Source organism: Phyllobacterium sp. RCAM01083 (assembly GCF_055685835.1).
In genome coordinates, this window is record NZ_JBVFZN010000005.1 from 2115459 (window position 1) to 2132334 (window position 16876).

At 60.5% G+C, this 16876-nt stretch carries 18 protein-coding genes; 10 read left to right on the forward strand and 8 right to left on the reverse strand.

Annotated features, from left to right (window positions below):
- Positions 1-11: 11 nt before the first annotated feature.
- Both guaB and ACZ25R_RS17195 read right to left on the reverse strand, forming a co-directional pair.
- A complete protein-coding gene (gene guaB, locus ACZ25R_RS17190) occupies positions 12-1517 on the reverse strand; it encodes an IMP dehydrogenase (protein ID WP_223611621.1) in 1506 nt (501 codons plus the stop codon).
- Between the two features lie 176 nt (positions 1518-1693).
- Positions 1694-2113, reverse strand: a complete 420-nt coding sequence (locus ACZ25R_RS17195; RefSeq protein ID WP_464662851.1) for a lysozyme inhibitor LprI family protein — start codon at positions 2111-2113, stop codon at positions 1694-1696.
- A gap of 178 nt (positions 2114-2291) precedes the next feature.
- Here ACZ25R_RS17195 and ACZ25R_RS17200 point away from each other — a divergent pair, with 178 nt between their 5' ends.
- Positions 2292-3611 carry a chloride channel protein gene (locus tag ACZ25R_RS17200; RefSeq protein ID WP_472462508.1) on the forward strand — a complete coding sequence of 440 codons (1320 nt, stop codon included), beginning with the start codon at positions 2292-2294 and terminating at the stop codon, positions 3609-3611.
- Here ACZ25R_RS17200 and ACZ25R_RS17205 read toward each other — a convergent pair.
- Positions 3596-4579 (reverse strand): MBL fold metallo-hydrolase, encoded by a 984-nt coding sequence (locus ACZ25R_RS17205; protein WP_464662849.1) that lies wholly within the window; start codon positions 4577-4579, stop codon positions 3596-3598. The genes ACZ25R_RS17200 and ACZ25R_RS17205 overlap by 16 nt on opposite strands.
- A gap of 249 nt (positions 4580-4828) precedes the next feature.
- Between ACZ25R_RS17205 and ACZ25R_RS17210 the strand changes: the two genes are divergently transcribed.
- Positions 4829-6229: an MFS transporter gene (locus ACZ25R_RS17210; RefSeq protein WP_464662848.1), complete on the forward strand. Its 1401-nt coding sequence runs from the start codon at positions 4829-4831 to the stop codon at positions 6227-6229.
- An 8-nt stretch (positions 6230-6237) separates the two neighbouring features.
- Here the strand turns inward: ACZ25R_RS17210 and ACZ25R_RS17215 are convergent, their stop codons facing one another.
- The 3 genes from ACZ25R_RS17215 to ACZ25R_RS17225 form a co-directional block, all read right to left on the reverse strand.
- A complete protein-coding gene (locus tag ACZ25R_RS17215; RefSeq protein ID WP_346307323.1) occupies positions 6238-6945 on the reverse strand; it encodes an RlmE family RNA methyltransferase in 708 nt (235 codons plus the stop codon).
- 20 nt (positions 6946-6965) lie between these two features.
- On the reverse strand, positions 6966-8429 hold the full coding sequence (locus ACZ25R_RS17220) for a Ppx/GppA phosphatase family protein (protein ID WP_472461677.1): 1464 nt from the start codon (positions 8427-8429) through the stop codon (positions 6966-6968).
- A 273-nt stretch (positions 8430-8702) separates the two neighbouring features.
- The gene (locus tag ACZ25R_RS17225) at positions 8703-9302 is read right to left on the reverse strand and encodes an NADPH-dependent F420 reductase (protein WP_472461678.1); all 600 of its coding nucleotides are present in this window, start codon (positions 9300-9302) and stop codon (positions 8703-8705) included.
- Between the two features lie 119 nt (positions 9303-9421).
- Between ACZ25R_RS17225 and ACZ25R_RS17230 the strand changes: the two genes are divergently transcribed.
- Positions 9422-10351: a LysR family transcriptional regulator gene (locus ACZ25R_RS17230; RefSeq protein WP_472462509.1), complete on the forward strand. Its 930-nt coding sequence runs from the start codon at positions 9422-9424 to the stop codon at positions 10349-10351.
- A gap of 56 nt (positions 10352-10407) precedes the next feature.
- Here the strand turns inward: ACZ25R_RS17230 and ACZ25R_RS17235 are convergent, their stop codons facing one another.
- Positions 10408-10596 (reverse strand): hypothetical protein, encoded by a 189-nt coding sequence (locus ACZ25R_RS17235; protein WP_472461679.1) that lies wholly within the window; start codon positions 10594-10596, stop codon positions 10408-10410.
- A 345-nt stretch (positions 10597-10941) separates the two neighbouring features.
- Between ACZ25R_RS17235 and ACZ25R_RS17240 the strand changes: the two genes are divergently transcribed.
- The 7 genes from ACZ25R_RS17240 to ACZ25R_RS17270 all read left to right on the forward strand — a co-directional run bounded on the left by ACZ25R_RS17240 (position 10942) and on the right by ACZ25R_RS17270 (position 14743).
- Positions 10942-11208, forward strand: coding sequence for a hypothetical protein (locus tag ACZ25R_RS17240; protein ID WP_464662844.1), 267 nt, complete (start codon positions 10942-10944; stop codon positions 11206-11208).
- A 46-nt stretch (positions 11209-11254) separates the two neighbouring features.
- Positions 11255-11395: a hypothetical protein gene (locus ACZ25R_RS17245; protein WP_171974043.1), complete on the forward strand. Its 141-nt coding sequence runs from the start codon at positions 11255-11257 to the stop codon at positions 11393-11395.
- A gap of 218 nt (positions 11396-11613) precedes the next feature.
- Positions 11614-11811 (forward strand): hypothetical protein, encoded by a 198-nt coding sequence (locus ACZ25R_RS17250; protein WP_464662843.1) that lies wholly within the window; start codon positions 11614-11616, stop codon positions 11809-11811.
- A gap of 50 nt (positions 11812-11861) precedes the next feature.
- Positions 11862-12128 carry a hypothetical protein gene (locus ACZ25R_RS17255; RefSeq protein WP_105736820.1) on the forward strand — a complete coding sequence of 89 codons (267 nt, stop codon included), beginning with the start codon at positions 11862-11864 and terminating at the stop codon, positions 12126-12128.
- A 363-nt stretch (positions 12129-12491) separates the two neighbouring features.
- The gene (locus ACZ25R_RS17260) at positions 12492-12701 is read left to right on the forward strand and encodes a cold-shock protein (RefSeq protein ID WP_091881096.1); all 210 of its coding nucleotides are present in this window, start codon (positions 12492-12494) and stop codon (positions 12699-12701) included.
- Between the two features lie 257 nt (positions 12702-12958).
- On the forward strand, positions 12959-14215 hold the full coding sequence (locus ACZ25R_RS17265) for a D-amino acid dehydrogenase (protein WP_472461680.1): 1257 nt from the start codon (positions 12959-12961) through the stop codon (positions 14213-14215).
- A gap of 201 nt (positions 14216-14416) precedes the next feature.
- Positions 14417-14743 carry an RcnB family protein gene (locus tag ACZ25R_RS17270; protein ID WP_472461681.1) on the forward strand — a complete coding sequence of 109 codons (327 nt, stop codon included), beginning with the start codon at positions 14417-14419 and terminating at the stop codon, positions 14741-14743.
- Between the two features lie 46 nt (positions 14744-14789).
- On the opposite strand, the gene pbpC is transcribed toward ACZ25R_RS17270, so the two are convergent.
- Positions 14790-16874, reverse strand: coding sequence for a penicillin-binding protein 1C (pbpC, locus tag ACZ25R_RS17275; protein ID WP_472461682.1), 2085 nt, complete (start codon positions 16872-16874; stop codon positions 14790-14792).
- Between the last annotated feature and the right edge of the window lie 2 nt (positions 16875-16876).

Sequence of the window (16876 nt, forward strand, 5' to 3'; positions counted from 1 at the left end):
CCGCGCCCCGATCAGTTGCCGCCCGGATAGTTCGGGCTTTCGCGCGTGATCGTCACGTCGTGGGTGTGGCTTTCCCGCAGGCCCGCATTGGTGATACGGACAAAGGTCGCCTTGTCGCGGAACTCTTCCAGGTTCTTGGCACCGACATAGCCCATCGATGCACGAAGGCCGCCGGCAAGCTGATGCAGCACGCCCGACACCGGCCCCTTGTAGGCCACCTGGCCTTCAATGCCTTCCGGCACAAGCTTGAGCTCGTCGCGGACTTCCGCCTGGAAGTAGCGATCCGCCGAACCACGGGCCATGGCGCCGACCGAGCCCATGCCGCGATAGGCCTTGAAGGAACGGCCCTGGTAGAGATAGACCTCACCGGGGCTTTCCTCGGTTCCGGCAAGGGCGGAACCTGCCATGGCAGCGGCGGCACCGGCCGCAAGCGCCTTGGCGAAATCGCCGGAATATTTGATGCCGCCATCGGCAATGACCGGAACACCGGCCTTGTGCGCGGCTTCCACGGCCGACATGATGGCTGAAAGCTGCGGCACGCCGACACCGGCAACGATACGCGTGGTGCAGATCGAGCCCGGTCCGATACCGACCTTGACCGCATCGGCACCCGCATCGATCAGCGCCTGCGTGCCCGCAGCCGTTGCAACGTTACCGGCAATGATGCGCACGGCGTTCGACATCTTCTTGGCGCGGGTGACCGCATCCAGAACACGTTGCGAATGGCCGTGAGCGGTATCGATGACGAGCACGTCGACACCGGCGGCAATCAGCCGTTCGGCGCGCTCGAAACCGTCTTCGCCGACGCTGGATGCGGCGGCAACCCGCAGGCGTCCCTGTGCATCCTTGGCCGCGTTCGGGTTCAGCTGCGACTTTTCCATATCCTTGACGGTGATCAGACCGACGCAATGGCCCTTGCTGTCCACCACCAGCAGCTTCTCGATGCGGTGCTGATGCAGAAGGCGCTTGGCTTCCTCGTGCTGGACATTGTTTTCGCGCACGGTGATGAGGTTTTCACGCGTCATCAGCTCGTAAATCTTCTGATTGGGATCGGACGCAAAGCGCACGTCGCGGTTGGTCAGGATGCCAACAAGGCGACCCGGCTTGCGGCTGCCCTCGCCGGCGTTCTCGACCACCGGAATGCCGGAAATGCCATGGGCGCGCATCAATGCCTGCGCATCGGCAAGCGTTGCGTCCGGGCCGATGGTGACCGGGTTGACGACCATGCCGGATTCGAACTTCTTGACCTGCCGGACCTCTTCGGCCTGCAGCTCCGGTGTAAGATTGCGATGGATGACACCCATGCCGCCAGCCTGAGCCATGGCAATGGCAAGGCGCGACTCGGTAACGGTGTCCATGGCAGCGGAGAGCAGCGGCAGGTTCAGTTCGATATCGGGAGCAATGCGGGTGCGAATGTCAGTCTGGCCGGGCATGACTTCGGAATGACCCGGCTGAAGCAGGACATCGTCAAATGTCAGTGCCAGCGCGCCCGTCGCGGATTCAACAATTTTTGCCATAACCAATTCCTTAAAATGCGACAAGCGCACCACGATGGCGGTGCGCCGAGTCAGTAATGTTCCGGTGAATTGGCACGGGCTGGTAACATGGATATGTCGGTTTGGAAAGGTGGAAACGTATTTATTCCCCAATCAGCAATACATGATCTCCCTCTAGGGGTGGATGGAAACCGGCCTTACTGCGCATAATATTGAAGTTCCTTGATGCGCGCCCGCACGGCGTCCACATTCAGCGCCTCGATATCCATGCTGGCAATGGAACCCCTGTCGGCGCGCCATGGGCCGTTATCGGCCTTGATCTGGGCCTCGCGCCACGCCACCCATTTGCGCTGCGCGTCGCGGATCTGCTTGGCTGATTCCGGATCGACCGATGCCAGGACTTTCTTGTAGACAGCGTTCAGCTGCTTGTCATAGGCGACAAAGGCCTTGTGCGAGCAGTCGACCATTCCTGAAGTCGTCTGCCCTGCCGGGCTGTTCAGACATTCCGTTGCCGCCTTGTCGATCGGATCGACCTTTTCCTCCGGTGAAGCGGCGACCGCTGACGACACAGCCCCGAGCGACAGTGAGACACAAAGCATGGCAAAGAATCGTTTCATGGCGTCCTCCTTGGTGGCAAAATGCCCTGTGCATCTTGGCAGCAAAAGGGTGAATTGTTGAGACTGGCCCATCGTTTTCCCGCATGTTAGGACCATACGACCCCTTGGACGGTTGAATGCAGGAGATATGGTGCGCCCGATTTACCGAAAAGTTTCCTTCCTGCGCCGGTCCCGCGCCATGTGGGGCAACACGCGGGTCTGGCGGCCGCGCCTGGTGTTCTGGGCGGGGGCGATTGCCATTGGTGTGATCAGCGTCCTCTTCGCCAAGCTGGCGGATCTTGCCCAGGAAACGTTTCATGGCGTGATCGGAACCAGCGGCTGGACGACATTCCTGCCCTTGATCATCACGCCGCTCGGCTTCATCTTCTGCGCCTATATGGCCTACAGTTTCTTCCCCAATGCCCAGGGCAGCGGCATTCCGCAGGCCATCGCGGCCCGTCATCTCAACGATCACGAGGATCGCGTCAGGCTGCTTTCCCTGCGCATGGTTTTCGGCAAAATCCTTTTGACTGTTGTCGGCCTGTTCTCCGGCGCCTCCATCGGCCGCGAAGGCCCAACCGTCCAGGTCGGCGCGTCGCTGATGCTGCAGGTGGCGCGCTGGGGCGGCATGGCGCAGGCGCGCGGGCTCATCCTTGCAGGCTCCGCCGCCGGTATTGCCGCGGCGTTCAATACGCCGCTCGCCGGCATCGTCTTTGCCATCGAGGAAATGGGCCGCTCCTATGAGGCACGCACCAACGGCCTTGTTCTGACCGCCGTCATCCTCTCCGGCCTCGCCGCCATCGGGCTTGTCGGCAACTACACCTATTTCGGTGCATCCGTTGCCGTCGTAACCAGCTTTTCCGATTGGCTTCTGGTGATCCTGTGCGGTGTCGGCGGCGGTGCGTTCGGTGCCTTTTTCAGTGCCGGTGCCGTCAAGGCATTGCGCAGGATCAAGCGCTGGACGGCACCCGATCCGTTTCGCCGTACCCTGCTGCTCGCCGCTGTGTGCGGTTTTGCCGTTGCGCTGATCGGGGTTGCCTCAGGCGGTACAACCTTCGGCACGGGCTACGAACAGGCGCGCGGCGCCGTGGAAGGCCATGCCCTGCCGTGGTATTTCTTTCTGGAGAAACTGCTCGCCAGTTTCCTTTCCATGGTCTCCGGCATTCCCGGCGGCATTTTTGCGCCTTCGCTGTCCGTCGGCGCGAGCTTCGGCAGCACAATCGGCCTGCTCACCGGCAGCAATATCGGCCTCGCCGCCGTGCTCGGCATGGCCGGCTATTTCGCCGGGGTGGTGCAGGCACCGATGACGGCTTTTGTCATCATTCTGGAAATGACCGGCAGCCATGACAGCGTCATTGCCCTGATGTGCACATCCATGCTCGGTTACGGCACGGCACGCATCATCTCGCACGAACCGCTCTACCACGCATTGTCACGGGTGTTCATTGCGGATGCGATCCGGCGCAAGCGCGCCGAAGCCGCATCGGCAACGCCTGGACAGGGTCAGACGTCGAACTGATAGGTCACCGGTACGAAACGGTAGCCGCTTCCCTGCCGGTCGAGATAACCAGCCGACGGGAACGGCATGTGATAACCGATGAACGGCACGCGGTCGGTGGCGATCATGTCGAGCACCCGTTTGCGCGTCTCGATGCCCTTGGCCCGGTCCGTATCGAAAGCCACCTCCCATTCCGGATGCTGCAGGGCTGCGACGTAGTGATTGGCGGTATCGGCGGTCAGCACCAGACGCTTGCCCGCGGATTCCACGTGGAAAATCATGTGGCCGGGCGTATGGCCGTAAGCCGCTTCGCTGGTAATCCCTGACACAACCGCATCACCCGCTTTGATGAAGGTGGTCTTTTCCGCCAATGGTTTCACCTTGGCCGCAACACCCTTGGCACCCGCTTCCGCCGGCGTGCCCGCCCGGGCCGGATCGGTCCAGAAATCATATTCGATCTGCCCCGCGATATAGCGCGCATTGGCAAAGGCAGGCTTCTCGCCGTTCATCAGGCCACCGATGTGGTCACCATGCATATGGGTGATGACGACAACGCTCACCTGATCGGGCGTGTAACCCGCCGCTTTCATATTGGCTTCCAGCTGGCCGAAACCGTTGTCGCGCCCTGCAGCGCCAAAACCCGTGTCGAACAGGATCAGTTCAGCACCGGTATTGATCAGCACCGGGGCAAAACCATTGACGAACTTCGTTTCGGGCAAAAAGTTGGCGCGCATCAGTTCTGCCACCTTCTCCTGCGACTGATCGGCACCGAAGGTGGGAAACGGGCCGTCGGAGAGGCGCAGGCCATCGAGAAGCGTGGTGACCTCAAATTCACCCAGCTTGAAGCGCTTGAAACCCGGCGACTTCACCGGCGAAAGCGGAACCGCTGCGGCGGCAGCATCCGGCATGACCTGCGACATGGCGAGCCCGCCGGCTATGGCGCTCGACGCAAGAAACAGATCGCGGCGGGAAATCTCGTATGACGTCATGAGTTCATCTCCTTCTGGCAGTCTTGGGGTCTGCGGTTGAGATCGTGCACAGGCAACGTCACGGCTGCCGGGCCGTTCCCTTTTGCATAGCGGAAAATCGTATTGTGCTGGATCACATCTGATTGATCGGTGCTTGAGCACCCGCCACACTGGTGCTATCGCAGCGCCAGCAAGGGTTGCTTTTCATTGTGAGTCCCGCGACGGACCCCGATTGCTGACGAAGCTCTTTATTGAGAACTGGAATTCATTGTGAATCGCATTGTTCCGCTCGTGCTCGCTGTCGCCCTGTTCATGGAACAGATGGACTCGACCGTCATATCCACATCCCTGCCCGCCATTGCCGCCGACATCGGTACGAGCCCCATCGCGCTGAAACTCGCGCTGACCGCCTATCTCGTCTCGCTCGCCGTGTTCATCCCGGTCAGCGGCTGGATGGCCGACCGGTTCGGCGCCAAAAATGTGTTCCGCGCGGCTATCGTCGTGTTCGTGCTTGGGTCGATCGCCTGCGCAGCCTCCAACTCGCTGCTGGCCTTCGTCGTCTCACGCTTCGTGCAGGGTGTCGGTGGTGCCATGATGACGCCGGTCGGCCGCTTGGTTCTGGTGCGTTCGACGCCGCGCAGCGAGCTTGTCGGCGCCATGGCCTGGTTGACCGTGCCCGCATTGGTCGGGCCACTGGTCGGGCCGCCCATCGGCGGGTTTCTCACCACCTATTTTACCTGGCACTGGATTTTCCTGATCAACGTGCCGATCGGCCTGCTTGGCATCTGGTTTGCGACACGTTACCTGCCGGATGTGGAAACGCTGATCCAGCGCAAGCTTGACGTGCCCGGTTTCTTCCTCAGCGGCATCGCCGCTTCCGGCGTGGTGTTCGGGCTTTCCGTGGTCAGCCTGCCGGCGCTCCCCGCATGGGTCGGGTTCTCGACGCTCGGCGTCGGCATCGTTTCGACGGTGCTCTACCTCATCCATGCCAAGCGCACGCCGGAACCTCTGCTGGCGCTCGATCTGTTCAAGAACCAGGTGTTCCGTGCGTCGATTTTTGGCGGTAGTCTTTTCCGCATCGGCGTCGGTGCGACACCGTTCCTGCTGCCGCTGATGTTCCAGATCGGCTTCGGCATGACACCCTTCCAGTCCGGCCTCATGACCTTCATATCGGCTGCCGGTGCCATCGGCATGAAATTCGTGACCAAATGGTTCTTCCGCAAGACGGGCTTCCGCAATGCGCTGATGTATGGATCGCTGATCGCCGCAAGCTTCATTGCCATGAATGGTTTCTTCACGCCGGCAACACCGACCGCGCTCATTCTTGGCCTGCTTCTGGTCAGCGGCTTCTTCCGCTCACTGTTCTTTACCGGGGCCAACGCACTTGCCTATGCGGAAGTGCCCAATGAACAGACCAGCCTTGCAACACCGATCGCATCGGTGGCCCAGCAGATATCCATTGCCCTGGGCGTTGCGGTTGCCGGCGGCATTCTGGAAGTGTCCACCAATCTGCATGGCGGGCCGTTGCAGCTCTCGGACTTCCACACGGCATTCTTCCTGGTGGCCGCCATATCGTCGCTGGCATTCTTCTTATTCATGCCGATGAAGCCGGATGCGGGCGCCGAAGTATCGGGGCATTACCCGGATGCGAAGCCCGCGCCTGCCGAATAGACCGTCGTTTAAGACCGGCCCTTGAAATCACGGGCGAGCAGGTAAAGCTCCACCGACTCGGCGCGCGAGGCCGGCGGCTTGACGTGATGCACGGATTTGAAGTGCTGCTTGAGCAGGGTCAGCACTTCGTTTTCCGTGCCGCCCTGAAAGGTCTTGGTCAGGAAGTGACCACCCGGCCGCAGCACGGAAACCGCAAAGTCCGCCGCCACTTCGCACAGATGCGTCGTGCGGATATGGTCGGTGCGGCGGTGCCCCGTGGTGGGAGCGGCCATATCCGACAACACGATATCCGGCTGGCCGCCCAGCGCTTCGATCAGTTTGTCCGGCGCGGCATCGTCGAGGAAATCCATCTCGAGCAGCGTTACGCCCGGCAAAGGATCGATGTGCAGATAATCGATGCCGACAACCGTCGGCGCATCCTCGGGAGAGCCGACAATCCCCGCAGCTATCTGGCTCCAGCCACCGGGGGCGGCGCCCAGATCAATGATGCGCTGACCCTTTTTCAGGATCTTGTAACGGTCATCGATCTCGATAAGCTTGTAGGCCGCGCGCGACCGATAGCCGTCGGCCTTTGACCGCTGCACATAGGGATCGTTGATATGACGTTCCAGCCAGCGGCGCGACGATTCCTTGATCGTGCCCGCCTTCTTCTTGATCTTGGTATGCAGGCCGCGCGTACCCGTACCGCCGCGCCCGCCTGTTGTTGTCTTAGCCATTGGGAATGCACGCCCCTCTTTTACGCGACATTGGCGCGAAACCACCGATTGCGCCACGCGCCATCGCGCGACATGAGTTCAGTCAAAATACCTTCGCGCAGGCCGCGATCAGCCACGCGCAGCTTCTGGCTGGGCCAGACATTGCGGATTGCATCCAGAATGGCGCAACCGGCAAGAACAAGATCCGCGCGGTCGGCACCGATGCAGGGATTGGCAACCCGTTCGTCAAAACTCCACGACAGGAGCCTGCTCGTCATCTCGGTCACGTCGTCGTTCTGCATCCAGATACCATCGATGCGGCGCCGGTCATAGCGGTCGAGACCAAGATGAATGCCGGCAAGCGTCGTCACCGTGCCGGAGGTGCCGAGCAGGTGAAAATTCTGGCTGTTGACGAGATCGCCGAGCTTGTGCCGTTCGGAGAAATCATTGAGGAGTTCTGCCACATGATTGACCATGACGGCGAAATTGTCGGTCGTCACATCGCGGCCGCCAAAACGCTCCGCCAGCGTGACGACGCCAACGGGAAGCGATGTCCAGGCAATGATATGCTCGGCCAGACGCGGCGAACGGCGCTCCGACAGGTCGATCAGGGCAATTTCGGAGGAACCGCCGCCAATATCGAACAGCACAACCGCATCGGTTTCGCGCTCGACCAGCGTGCCGCAGCCGGAAACGGCAAGGCGGGCCTCGGTCTGGCGGTTGATGATCTCCAGATCAAGGCCGGTCTCGTGTTTGACCTGATGCAGGAATTCGGCACCGTTTTCCGCCTGGCGGCAGGCCTCGGTGGCGATGAGGCGGGCGCGCCGTACATCGTGGTTTTCCAGCTTGTCGCGGCAAATCTTCAGCGCCTCGATGGCTCGGCTCATGGCATTCGGGCTCAAGCGCCCGGTTGCACCCAGCCCCTCGCCAAGACGGACAATGCGCGAAAACGCATCGATCACACGGAACTGGCCCGGCCGCGTCGGCGTTGCCACCAGCAGGCGGCAGTTGTTCGTGCCCAGATCCAGCGCTGCATAGAGCGGAGCACCGGCATATCTGGGTTCGCGCCGCGGGCTGTCAGGTTCGGATGGTTTGGCCGGACTGTTCTGTTCCACAGTCGCCGCGATAACGGTTTCCTGCTGTTTTGCGCCGGAACGCCCCCGGCGCCTGTGGCGGTTGGGGCGGCGCTTTTTACCGGTTTTGACCGGCGCTGCGGCATCGGCTTCTCCCGCCGGATGCGCAGGTGCGGCGGAGGCAACAGGGTTTTGCGCCGAAACAGCACCGTGTTTCGACTTGCCACGCCGACGGCGGCGCGCCCGTTTCTTGGGGTTTTTCTCGAAGCGTCCTTCCTGGGAATCGGACCGGCTCTCCTGCGGTTGACGCGCAGAATCCCCTTGTGGTCCGGGTCCGTTCTTGGCGGGACCTGGGATGCCATTCGACACCGTATGACCGCCAGACGCCCCTTCGTTCGACGCTTTGCGGGCGCCCGATTCGGGGTCTTTCAAAATCTTATCCTTCGGGCGCCGCGCGAACCTCTGGAGGACGCAGGCAAGGCGCTTGTTCATTAACGTTGAAGCCAATGTAACATCATTTGCCGAATATAAAAGTGCCTGAGGCAAATTAGGCGGCCAGGACAGCATGTTGAGAGGTGGAACCGGGCGTTTCCATGCACCCGATATCGGCGGCAATGAGCCCCAGCCGATGCGGGCCTGCAGGCCGCGCTGCGGCCGCATAATTCTGCAAGGGCCTGCCTCGTGGGACAGGCCCTTCGCTTGTCGTCAGCCGAACTTCACCAGATTAAGGACGGCGAGCGGGCCGCCGGGGAACCCCGCCATCTTCTCACCCGTCGCCAGGCTGCCCAGATCGAGCGGGAAAAAGCCAAGCTTTTCAAACAGGGCGCCGACCTTCGCCTTGGCGTCCGCATCGTCGCCGGAATAGAACAGGACGCGCTGACCGCCTTCAGCCTTGGGGTCGCCTGCAAGCAAGGCTGCGGGCAGATGGTTGAGCGCCTTCACCAGTTTTGCACCCGGCACGAGATCGCCGACGACGTCGCTCGGCAGGCGCCCCTTGAGATCAACGGGCTTGAAGGACGGGGCTTCGATGGCATTGTTGGCGTTGATGACGATGCGGCCGTTCCAGGCGGGCAGACCGGCCAAAGCCTGCGGCAGTTTCGACCAGTTGACGGCAATCACGACAATATCCGCGCTTGCCGCCTGCTCTACGGTGCCGGCCTTGATGGACGGCCCGAGTTCACCAACCAGTTCCTTCAACGAGTCCGGTCCGCGGCTGTTGGAAATGGTTGCTTCGATACCAGTCCGGGCCAATGCCCGCGCAAAAGCCGTGCCGATCAGCCCGGCTCCGATAATACCAATGCTCATGATCTTGTTCCTTTTTGCGAATGCATGAAATTGCATGACCTGAGAATGGGCTATCCATTCATTGACGAAAAGCAGGTAATAGCTTTAAATATTTTCAATTATCAGTTGAAGGTATGGATATGGAAACCCTGGCCAATCTGGAGTCGTTCGTGCGCAGCGCCGAAACCGGAGGTTTCTCAGCAGCAGCGCGACGCCTGTCGCTGACGCCTGCGGCGGTCAGCCGGAACGTGGCCATGCTTGAACGCAATCTTGGCGTGCGGCTGTTTCATCGCAGCACGCGAAATCTGGCCCTGACGGAGGAAGGCGAGCGCTTCCTGCAGGCGGTCCGCACAAACCTCGAGGATCTGCAGGCGGCGATCGCCAATGTTGCGGCGCATCGCGACGAACCCGCCGGTGTGCTCAAGGTCAGCATGAGCCCGACGCTCGGCATCGGGTTTGTCATGCCGCTGCTCCCGGCCTTTCTCGAGCGCTTTCCGTTGATCCGGCCGGAATGGCATTTCGAGAACCGGCAGGTCGACCTGATCGCGGAAGGTTTCGATGCGGCCATCGGCGGCGGCTTCGAACTTCTGCCTGGTGTTGTGTCCCGATCGCTTGCAACCCTTCATCTCGTAGCTGTGGCGTCTCCGGCCTACATGCGGGGCCGCGCATTTCCCGCGGATCCGGCCGGGCTGGCGACGATGGACGGGATTGTGCTGCGCCAGCAGCGCACCGGGCGCATTCCGGTGCGCATGATGCGCAACAGCGCTGGCATGGAAATGCCGGCGCATATCCGGGACAGGATTGTGGTCAACGACCCCGCCGCCATGCGTCAGGGGGCTCTGCTCGGCCTGGGCGTGACCATCCTCTCGGCCCCCGTTGCCCTGCCGCACCTGGAAAATGGCGAGCTCGTGCGCCTCTTGCCGGACTGGTATGCCGACGCCGGGGCCGTATCGATTTATTATGCCAGCCGCAGGCTGCTGCCCGCAAAAACGCGGGTATTCGTTGATTTTATCGCCGAGGCGTTCCGGCAGGGAAAGCTGACGAAAAGCTTTGCGGGCGTTCTGGGATAGAATGAACTCTCTTGAGAACGGCGCCACCGGGGAGCGGCGCCACGTCCTGCTTCAGATCAGATCAGCCGGTTGCATTCAACCATATGCTTTTGACGCCGTATTTTACCGTCACTGTCCGCAATGTCGCGCCGCGTCTTGCTCTTGACCGGCGGGATCGGCTTGGCTGGTTTGACACTGGTAACCGGTGCTTGGGTAACCGGCATCCTCATGCCTTTCAGAAAGCTCAACACTCGTAATAACATCATGATTTTTCCTCCAACGGAAATGCCATAGGGCCGCTGTGGACCGATGATCCAGCGGTTGGACGTGCAGCATTTTGGCAAGTGAACGCACCCTATCACCGTTCCGCCACCAGAGATACAGGGCCGCAAATAAACCGCAAATCATGACGATTGTTTTGCTATCGCCTTTTGGATATCCTCATTTCAGATTTGGCTCTTCGCAGCGTCAGAGGTTCTCGACCCGCCAATCTCGTTCCAAAATGACGACGGTTTTTTGAACGTTGCATGACGACTGATCTCCGGCACCCGCCGGGATGAGAACACAGCAGGCCAGCTTCCGCTGCTTGCCACTTCCAAAGGAGGATTGGCATGTTCACGCGCACAACACATTCCATCGTCCACTTCGACGCACCATTCGTGTTGAAGGGTGTGGACAAGCCATTGCCCGCCGGCGATTACGACGTGGATCAGGATGAAGAACTCGTTGACGGGTTGTCCCGCGCTGCATATCGCCGCGTGGCCACCTACATCCATGTTCCGGCCCGGTCGTCGAAGCTTGGCACCCAGCAGGTTTTCCCGATCGACCATTTCGATCTGGAAGCTGCGCTTCTCGAGGATCAGTCCCGGCCCGGCTAATCACTTCCCGCCCCGATCCCTACCCGAAACCTGAAGGAGAACCACCATGGCTAAAGGTCAACAACGCAGCAACCGCGAAGTACGCAAACCAAAGAAGGACAAGGTAGAGGTAAAGACCGCTGTTCCGTTTGCAAGTTCGATCGGCAAACAGACGGAAGTCGCCAGCAAGGGCAAGCCCAAGAGCTAAGGGCATGCCCGGCACGCCAACACCCGATTGTTCAGGTGCGGCGCCATCCCGATGATGGCGCCGCACCGCACATGCATACCCCCGTCCCTGCGGCCGCCCCCCTTCGTCCAGCAATACAACCCGAAACACGCGTCAAGACTAAAATTAGAACAAAACAGGAACAAATTTCTTTTCACATGAACCGGATTGTGCCATTCTGAATTGCGAAGGAGAATCCAATGAATGCGATATTGAAACAGCCGGACGACGAAATTGACGAGGCATTGGCTTATCATCAGGGTGATGTCCGGGCGACAATAGCGGCGCTTCTGGCCGAGCGTGAGTTCCTGTTGCGGGAGATTGAATATGCCTCCCTGGCCATGTCCTATGGCTTTGCGCGGGGCTGGGCACCGGGACAGAATCGGAATGCACGATAGACTTGTGAACCGCCGCGTGCGATGATTGTGGCTCAAAAATGCGAGACACGATGAAACACAGTCCAAAACAATTGCCTGAAGTTGGTGTCCGCCCGAAGCGGGTTCTCAGTCCTTCGGAACAGAAAAGCCTGGCCACAACCGCAGCTGCATCCGCCATTATCAATGACGAGACCGCAAAGTGGGAAAGCAAGACCGCGCGCCTGAAGGCATTGCGTCTGGCCAAGGAAGCGGAAGAAGAAGCTGAGAACGCCTTGAAGCCAGCCAAGAAGCCGGCAAAAGCCAAGGCAAAGGTGACGCTCGCCACCAAGGGCAAATAGCGCCCCATACGTATCATGCCCGACGTTGACGAGGCCTTGCGGCCGCGTGGGAACCCGTTTATCCGCATCGGGAAATGCTTGCGCTTTATTAAATGATCGCTGGTATTGGCGAAATATTGTTCAATAAAAACATCAGAATCATTAGTCGAATTCCGCTAAGTTTTTATAATTAAATTATTTTTTCTGGCGCAGCATTGACGGAATGTCTCACAGTCACTATGTATGACCCATCGGTATTTGGTAGTTTGTTATTAGTTTTATTGCGCCAAAGCGCTCTCAACGATCCTTCTTCAAAAATCGAGCTAAAACTATCGTGCAGTCGCATGGTAGGTGACCAAAACATATTCCTTGAAAGGGTTCATTATGAGCACTGGAACAGTAAAGTGGTTTAATTCCACAAAAGGCTTCGGCTTCATTCAGCCAGACGATGGTTCGGCAGACGTGTTCGTTCACATCTCCGCAGTTGAGCGCGCTGGTATGCGCAGCCTCAATGACGGTCAGAAGATCAGCTTCGAGCTGGTTCGTGACAACAAGTCCGGCAAGATGACTGCTGACCAGCTTCAGGCTGGCTAAAAATAATTCGTCTTCGCGTCTTTGACCACGGATGTACTGGCACTGACAGCAGAGATGAATTTGAGAAGGTCGGGTTTACCCGGCCTTTTATTTTGCCCTGAATTCAGGCGCGCACTCCAAAAAACCAAGACATTTCAGCGCATTCCCCAAGAAAACTCTGGAAAGAATTTTCGCGGCATCCCAGAGTGCGAGTCACTCTTGCGCCGGCATCGGAAATGGCTGGCATATCTCGCGTTGTTTGAAGGAGCGTTCCGCTTATGAAAGTTCTCGTCCTTGGAAGTGGCGTCGTCGGCGTCACGTCAGCTTGGTATCTCGCCCAGGCGGGCCACGAGGTGGTGGTGGTCGACCGGCAGCCCGGTCCGGCTCTGGAGACGAGTTTTGCCAATGCCGGTGAAATCTCGCCCGGCTATTCCTCGCCATGGGCGGGTCCCGGCGTTCCCCTCAAAGCCATCAAATGGATGCTGATGCATTTCGGTCCGCTCGTCGTGCGGCCGAAATTCGACCCCTATATGGCGCTGTGGCTGGTGCGGATGCTGCGCAACTGCACGTCGGCGCGCTATGCCCGCAACAAGATCCGCATGGTCCCCATCGCCGAATACAGCCGCGATTCGCTGCGTGATTTGCGTGCGGAAACCGGAATTGCCTATGATGAGCGCAGTCAGGGCACCCTGCAGCTCTTCCGCAAGCAGAGCCAGTATGACGGCACGGGCGGCGATATCGAAGTGCTCAAGCAGTTCGGTGTGCCCTTTGAACTCCTTGATCCCGCAGGCTGCATCGCCGCCGAGCCGGCTCTTGCCAATGTGCGGGAGAAATTCGTCGGCGGTCTGCGTCTTCCCGGCGACGAAACCGGCGATTGCAAGATCTTCACGGAGAAGCTGGCGGCCCTTGCAGCCGAGAAGGGCGTCACCTTCCGCTACAACACCACTGTTACCTCGATCAACACCAGCGGCAATCGCATTGCTAGCGTGTCGACGGAGACAGAAGAACTGACGGCGGATGCCTACGTGGTTGCGTTCGGTAGTTATTCACCATTTCTGCTGCGCCGCATCGGCGTACCGGTACCGGTCTACCCCATCAAGGGCTATTCCATCACCGTACCCATCGCCGATGCCAGCTGCGCGCCGGAATCCACGGTCATGGACGAGACCTACAAGGTGGCAATCACGCGGCTCGGCGACCGCATCCGCGTCGGCGGCACCGCGGAAATCTCCGGCTATGACCTGACCTTGCGCGATGCGCGCAAAGCCACATTGCAGCATTCGGTCGGCGATCTCTTCCCCGGTGGCGGCGATCTGTCGAAGGCAACCTTCTGGACTGGCCTGCGCCCGATGACCCCGGACGGCCCGCCCATTATCGGTGGCGGCACCAGATACCAGAACCTCTACCTCAACACCGGCCACGGCACCCTTGGCTGGACCATGTCGTGCGGTTCCGGCCGGGTACTGGCTGACATTGTTTCCGGCAAAACGCCGGATGTCGACGCATCGGAACTCGGCATCGGCCGCTACGCCTGAGCTTTGTGAAGCAGATGCCTTCCGCCCCGCGCATGTTGCCCGCGGGCGGAGGGCAACCAATCCACGACACCATCCATGCGTCAGCTAAGCCATTTAAAACATTACAAATTGTTTAGGTTGACGTTCAGTTTTGGTTCATCTCGCCCCTCGTAAAACAGCATGGTGTTTGATCATAAACCCTGCAATGAACGAGGAACCAACATGAAAAAGATCACCCTGGCAGCCCTTGCCATTTCCCTGATTGCAACGCCTGCAGCCTTTGCGCAGCAGCAGCAAGGCTATGGCCATCAGCAGCAGGACCGGATGGTCAAGAAGCGGGTCGTCAACGAACGCACCGTCGTGAAGAAGACGCGCTGGGTGCGCGGCCACAAGCTGCCCAGCAACTATCGCCGCAACGTGGTGCGCGACTATCATCGCTATCACCTGAAGACACCGCCGCGTGGCTATCATTGGGTGCGCGTCAACAATGACTACGTCATGGTCAGCATTGCATCCGGCATCATCGCATCGATGATCCAGGGCCGGTAATGATCCCGGTCAAACCAGAGCGGCGCTTCGGCGCCGCTTTTTGTTTCTAGTCGACAAAGATCCGGACGCTTGCGGCACGGCCGGCAGAATCGATGACCGTCAAGGTCGAATAACCGGCTCCGTCCGGCACCCACTGATTGTCACGACGGCGCGACATATCGGGCAGAGGCTTGCCATTGGCCAACCAGCGGAATGGCGCGCGGCCGCCCTGCAGTTTCAGCGCGAGGGGTGACAGGGTCCCGCCGGTCTTCGCCCCGAGCTCGATCCGCGCGCCTTCGGGCGGATAGACGATCTGCGGTGCCGGTTCGCGCGTCGTTGCAGCCAGCAGACCATTCGATGTCCGGGTGAAGCGGCGCTGGCTGATCGGCAGTTGCGCCTGCGCGATGCGCACCGCACCGCCCGGCGCACGCGGCAGCGGCGTGACCGGCACACCGGATTTGACAAATCCCTCGAACAGGATCGGTGCCGCCGTTCCGAAACCGGTGATACCTGGCACAGCGCCATTATCCGGACGGCCGACCCAGACGCCAAGCACGTAATTGCCGTCGAAACCGACCGACCACGCATCGCGGTAGCCGTAGCTCGTGCCCGTCTTGTAGGCGATGCCGCGCTGCGCTGCGCCCAGCGGCGGCATGACACCCGACAGAATATCGGCGACATGCCATGCGGCCACCGGTTCCAGCAGCGGTTCGGCTTCGATGGGCTGCGGTTTGCCCTGTATGCCATCCCCCAGAAGCACCGGCCTGCCGCGATTGGCCAGCGCGGCGTAGAGCTGCACCAGGTCTTTCAGCGTAATGCCGACACCGCCGAGGCCGATCGCCAGGCCCGGCGCTTCATTGGCGGGAAGCACGGGTCTCACCTCCGCCCGGCGGAAGCGGACCAGCAGCCGCGTCGGGCCCACCGCGTCAAGCAGGCGGACGGCAGGCACGTTCAGCGACAGTTGCAGCGCCTGCCTGATGCTGACGTCGCCCTGATAACTCATGTCGAAGTTGCGCGGCCGGTAACCGAAGAAGTCGGCTGGACGGTCCTCGATGATCGTCTCCTGCGAAACGAGCCCGTCCTCGAAGGCGAGGCCGTAGATGAAGGGTTTCAGCGTTGATCCGGGCGAGCGCATCACCCGTGTCATATCGATCCAGCCGGAGCGGCTGGCATCGAAATAATCGGCAGAGCCCACTTCGCCGACGATTTCACCGCTGCGGGCATCGGCCATCACCATGGCGATCGATACTTTGGGGCCAAGCTTGGCCGCCGCAGCCTTGGCAACGGCTTCAAGGCCCTGCTGGATCGGGCGGCGCAGCGTGGTCTGGTGCCGGTTGACCTGCGGCTCCCGGCGCAAGGCGGCTTCCGCCAGATGCGCGGCATAGGCCGGAAGCTGCAGGCGGCGGGCAGGAATGGGTACCAGCCCGGCACGTTCGGCCTCACCCTCACCCACCACCTTGGCAACGGCCATGCGGTCCAGAACGCGCTCGCGCGCTGTCTCGGCTGCAGCGAGATTGCGGTCGGGACGGCGCTTTTCCGGCAATTGCGGCAACGCCACAAGCAAGGCGGATTCAGACACGGTCAGGCGGCGCGGCTCCTTGCCGAAATAAGCGAGGCTGGCGGCACGGATACCTTCGAGATTGCCGCCATAGGGTGCGTGGGTGAGATAGAGATCGAGAATCTGCGCCTTGGTCAGACGGCGTTCGATCTGCAGCGCACGCACCAACTGAGCAAACTTCGCGCTGAGCGAGCGCCCTTCCCGCGGTTCGATCAGCCGCGCCAATTGCATGGACAGGGTCGAACCGCCGGAAACGATGCGGCCGTTGCGGACCAGTTGCAGTGCGGCGCGGGCCACGGCCCGCGGGTCGACGCCGCGATGCTGCCAGAAGCGCTGATCCTCGTAGGCGACAAGCATGCGAATGAACTGCGGATCGACATCCGCGGCCGTCGTCCGCAGGCGCCAGCGCCCCTCCGATGTGGCGAAGGCACGCAGCAGCTGGCCATTGGCATCGACCACTTCCGGCGAGACTTCCACCGCCTTTTCCAGCGGCGGCGGAAACCTTTTGTCGGCAAGATCAAGGCCGAAGGCCAGCGCCGTCGCCACCACCAGATTGGCGGAGATGCCGATACAGAATGTGCGCCACGTGATCATCG

Bases quoted from the DNA above. Each gene is read 5' to 3' on its own strand.
- guaB (WP_223611621.1), bottom strand. From the start codon at position 1,517: ATGGCAAAAATTGTTGAATCCGCGACGGGCGCGCTGGCACTGACATTT.
- ACZ25R_RS17195 (WP_464662851.1), bottom strand. From the start codon at position 2,113: ATGAAACGATTCTTTGCCATGCTTTGTGTCTCACTGTCGCTCGGGGCT.
- ACZ25R_RS17200 (WP_472462508.1), top strand. From the start codon at position 2,292: ATGTGGGGCAACACGCGGGTCTGGCGGCCGCGCCTGGTGTTCTGGGCG.
- ACZ25R_RS17205 (WP_464662849.1), bottom strand. From the start codon at position 4,579: ATGACGTCATACGAGATTTCCCGCCGCGATCTGTTTCTTGCGTCGAGC.
- ACZ25R_RS17215 (WP_346307323.1), bottom strand. From the start codon at position 6,945: ATGGCTAAGACAACAACAGGCGGGCGCGGCGGTACGGGTACGCGCGGC.
- ACZ25R_RS17225 (WP_472461678.1), bottom strand. From the start codon at position 9,302: ATGAGCATTGGTATTATCGGAGCCGGGCTGATCGGCACGGCTTTTGCG.
- ACZ25R_RS17230 (WP_472462509.1), top strand. From the start codon at position 9,422: ATGGAAACCCTGGCCAATCTGGAGTCGTTCGTGCGCAGCGCCGAAACC.
- ACZ25R_RS17235 (WP_472461679.1), bottom strand. From the start codon at position 10,596: ATGATGTTATTACGAGTGTTGAGCTTTCTGAAAGGCATGAGGATGCCG.
- ACZ25R_RS17240 (WP_464662844.1), top strand. From the start codon at position 10,942: ATGTTCACGCGCACAACACATTCCATCGTCCACTTCGACGCACCATTC.
- ACZ25R_RS17245 (WP_171974043.1), top strand. From the start codon at position 11,255: ATGGCTAAAGGTCAACAACGCAGCAACCGCGAAGTACGCAAACCAAAG.
- ACZ25R_RS17250 (WP_464662843.1), top strand. From the start codon at position 11,614: ATGAATGCGATATTGAAACAGCCGGACGACGAAATTGACGAGGCATTG.
- ACZ25R_RS17255 (WP_105736820.1), top strand. From the start codon at position 11,862: ATGAAACACAGTCCAAAACAATTGCCTGAAGTTGGTGTCCGCCCGAAG.
- ACZ25R_RS17260 (WP_091881096.1), top strand. From the start codon at position 12,492: ATGAGCACTGGAACAGTAAAGTGGTTTAATTCCACAAAAGGCTTCGGC.
- ACZ25R_RS17265 (WP_472461680.1), top strand. From the start codon at position 12,959: ATGAAAGTTCTCGTCCTTGGAAGTGGCGTCGTCGGCGTCACGTCAGCT.
- ACZ25R_RS17270 (WP_472461681.1), top strand. From the start codon at position 14,417: ATGAAAAAGATCACCCTGGCAGCCCTTGCCATTTCCCTGATTGCAACG.
- pbpC (WP_472461682.1), bottom strand. From the start codon at position 16,874: ATGATCACGTGGCGCACATTCTGTATCGGCATCTCCGCCAATCTGGTG.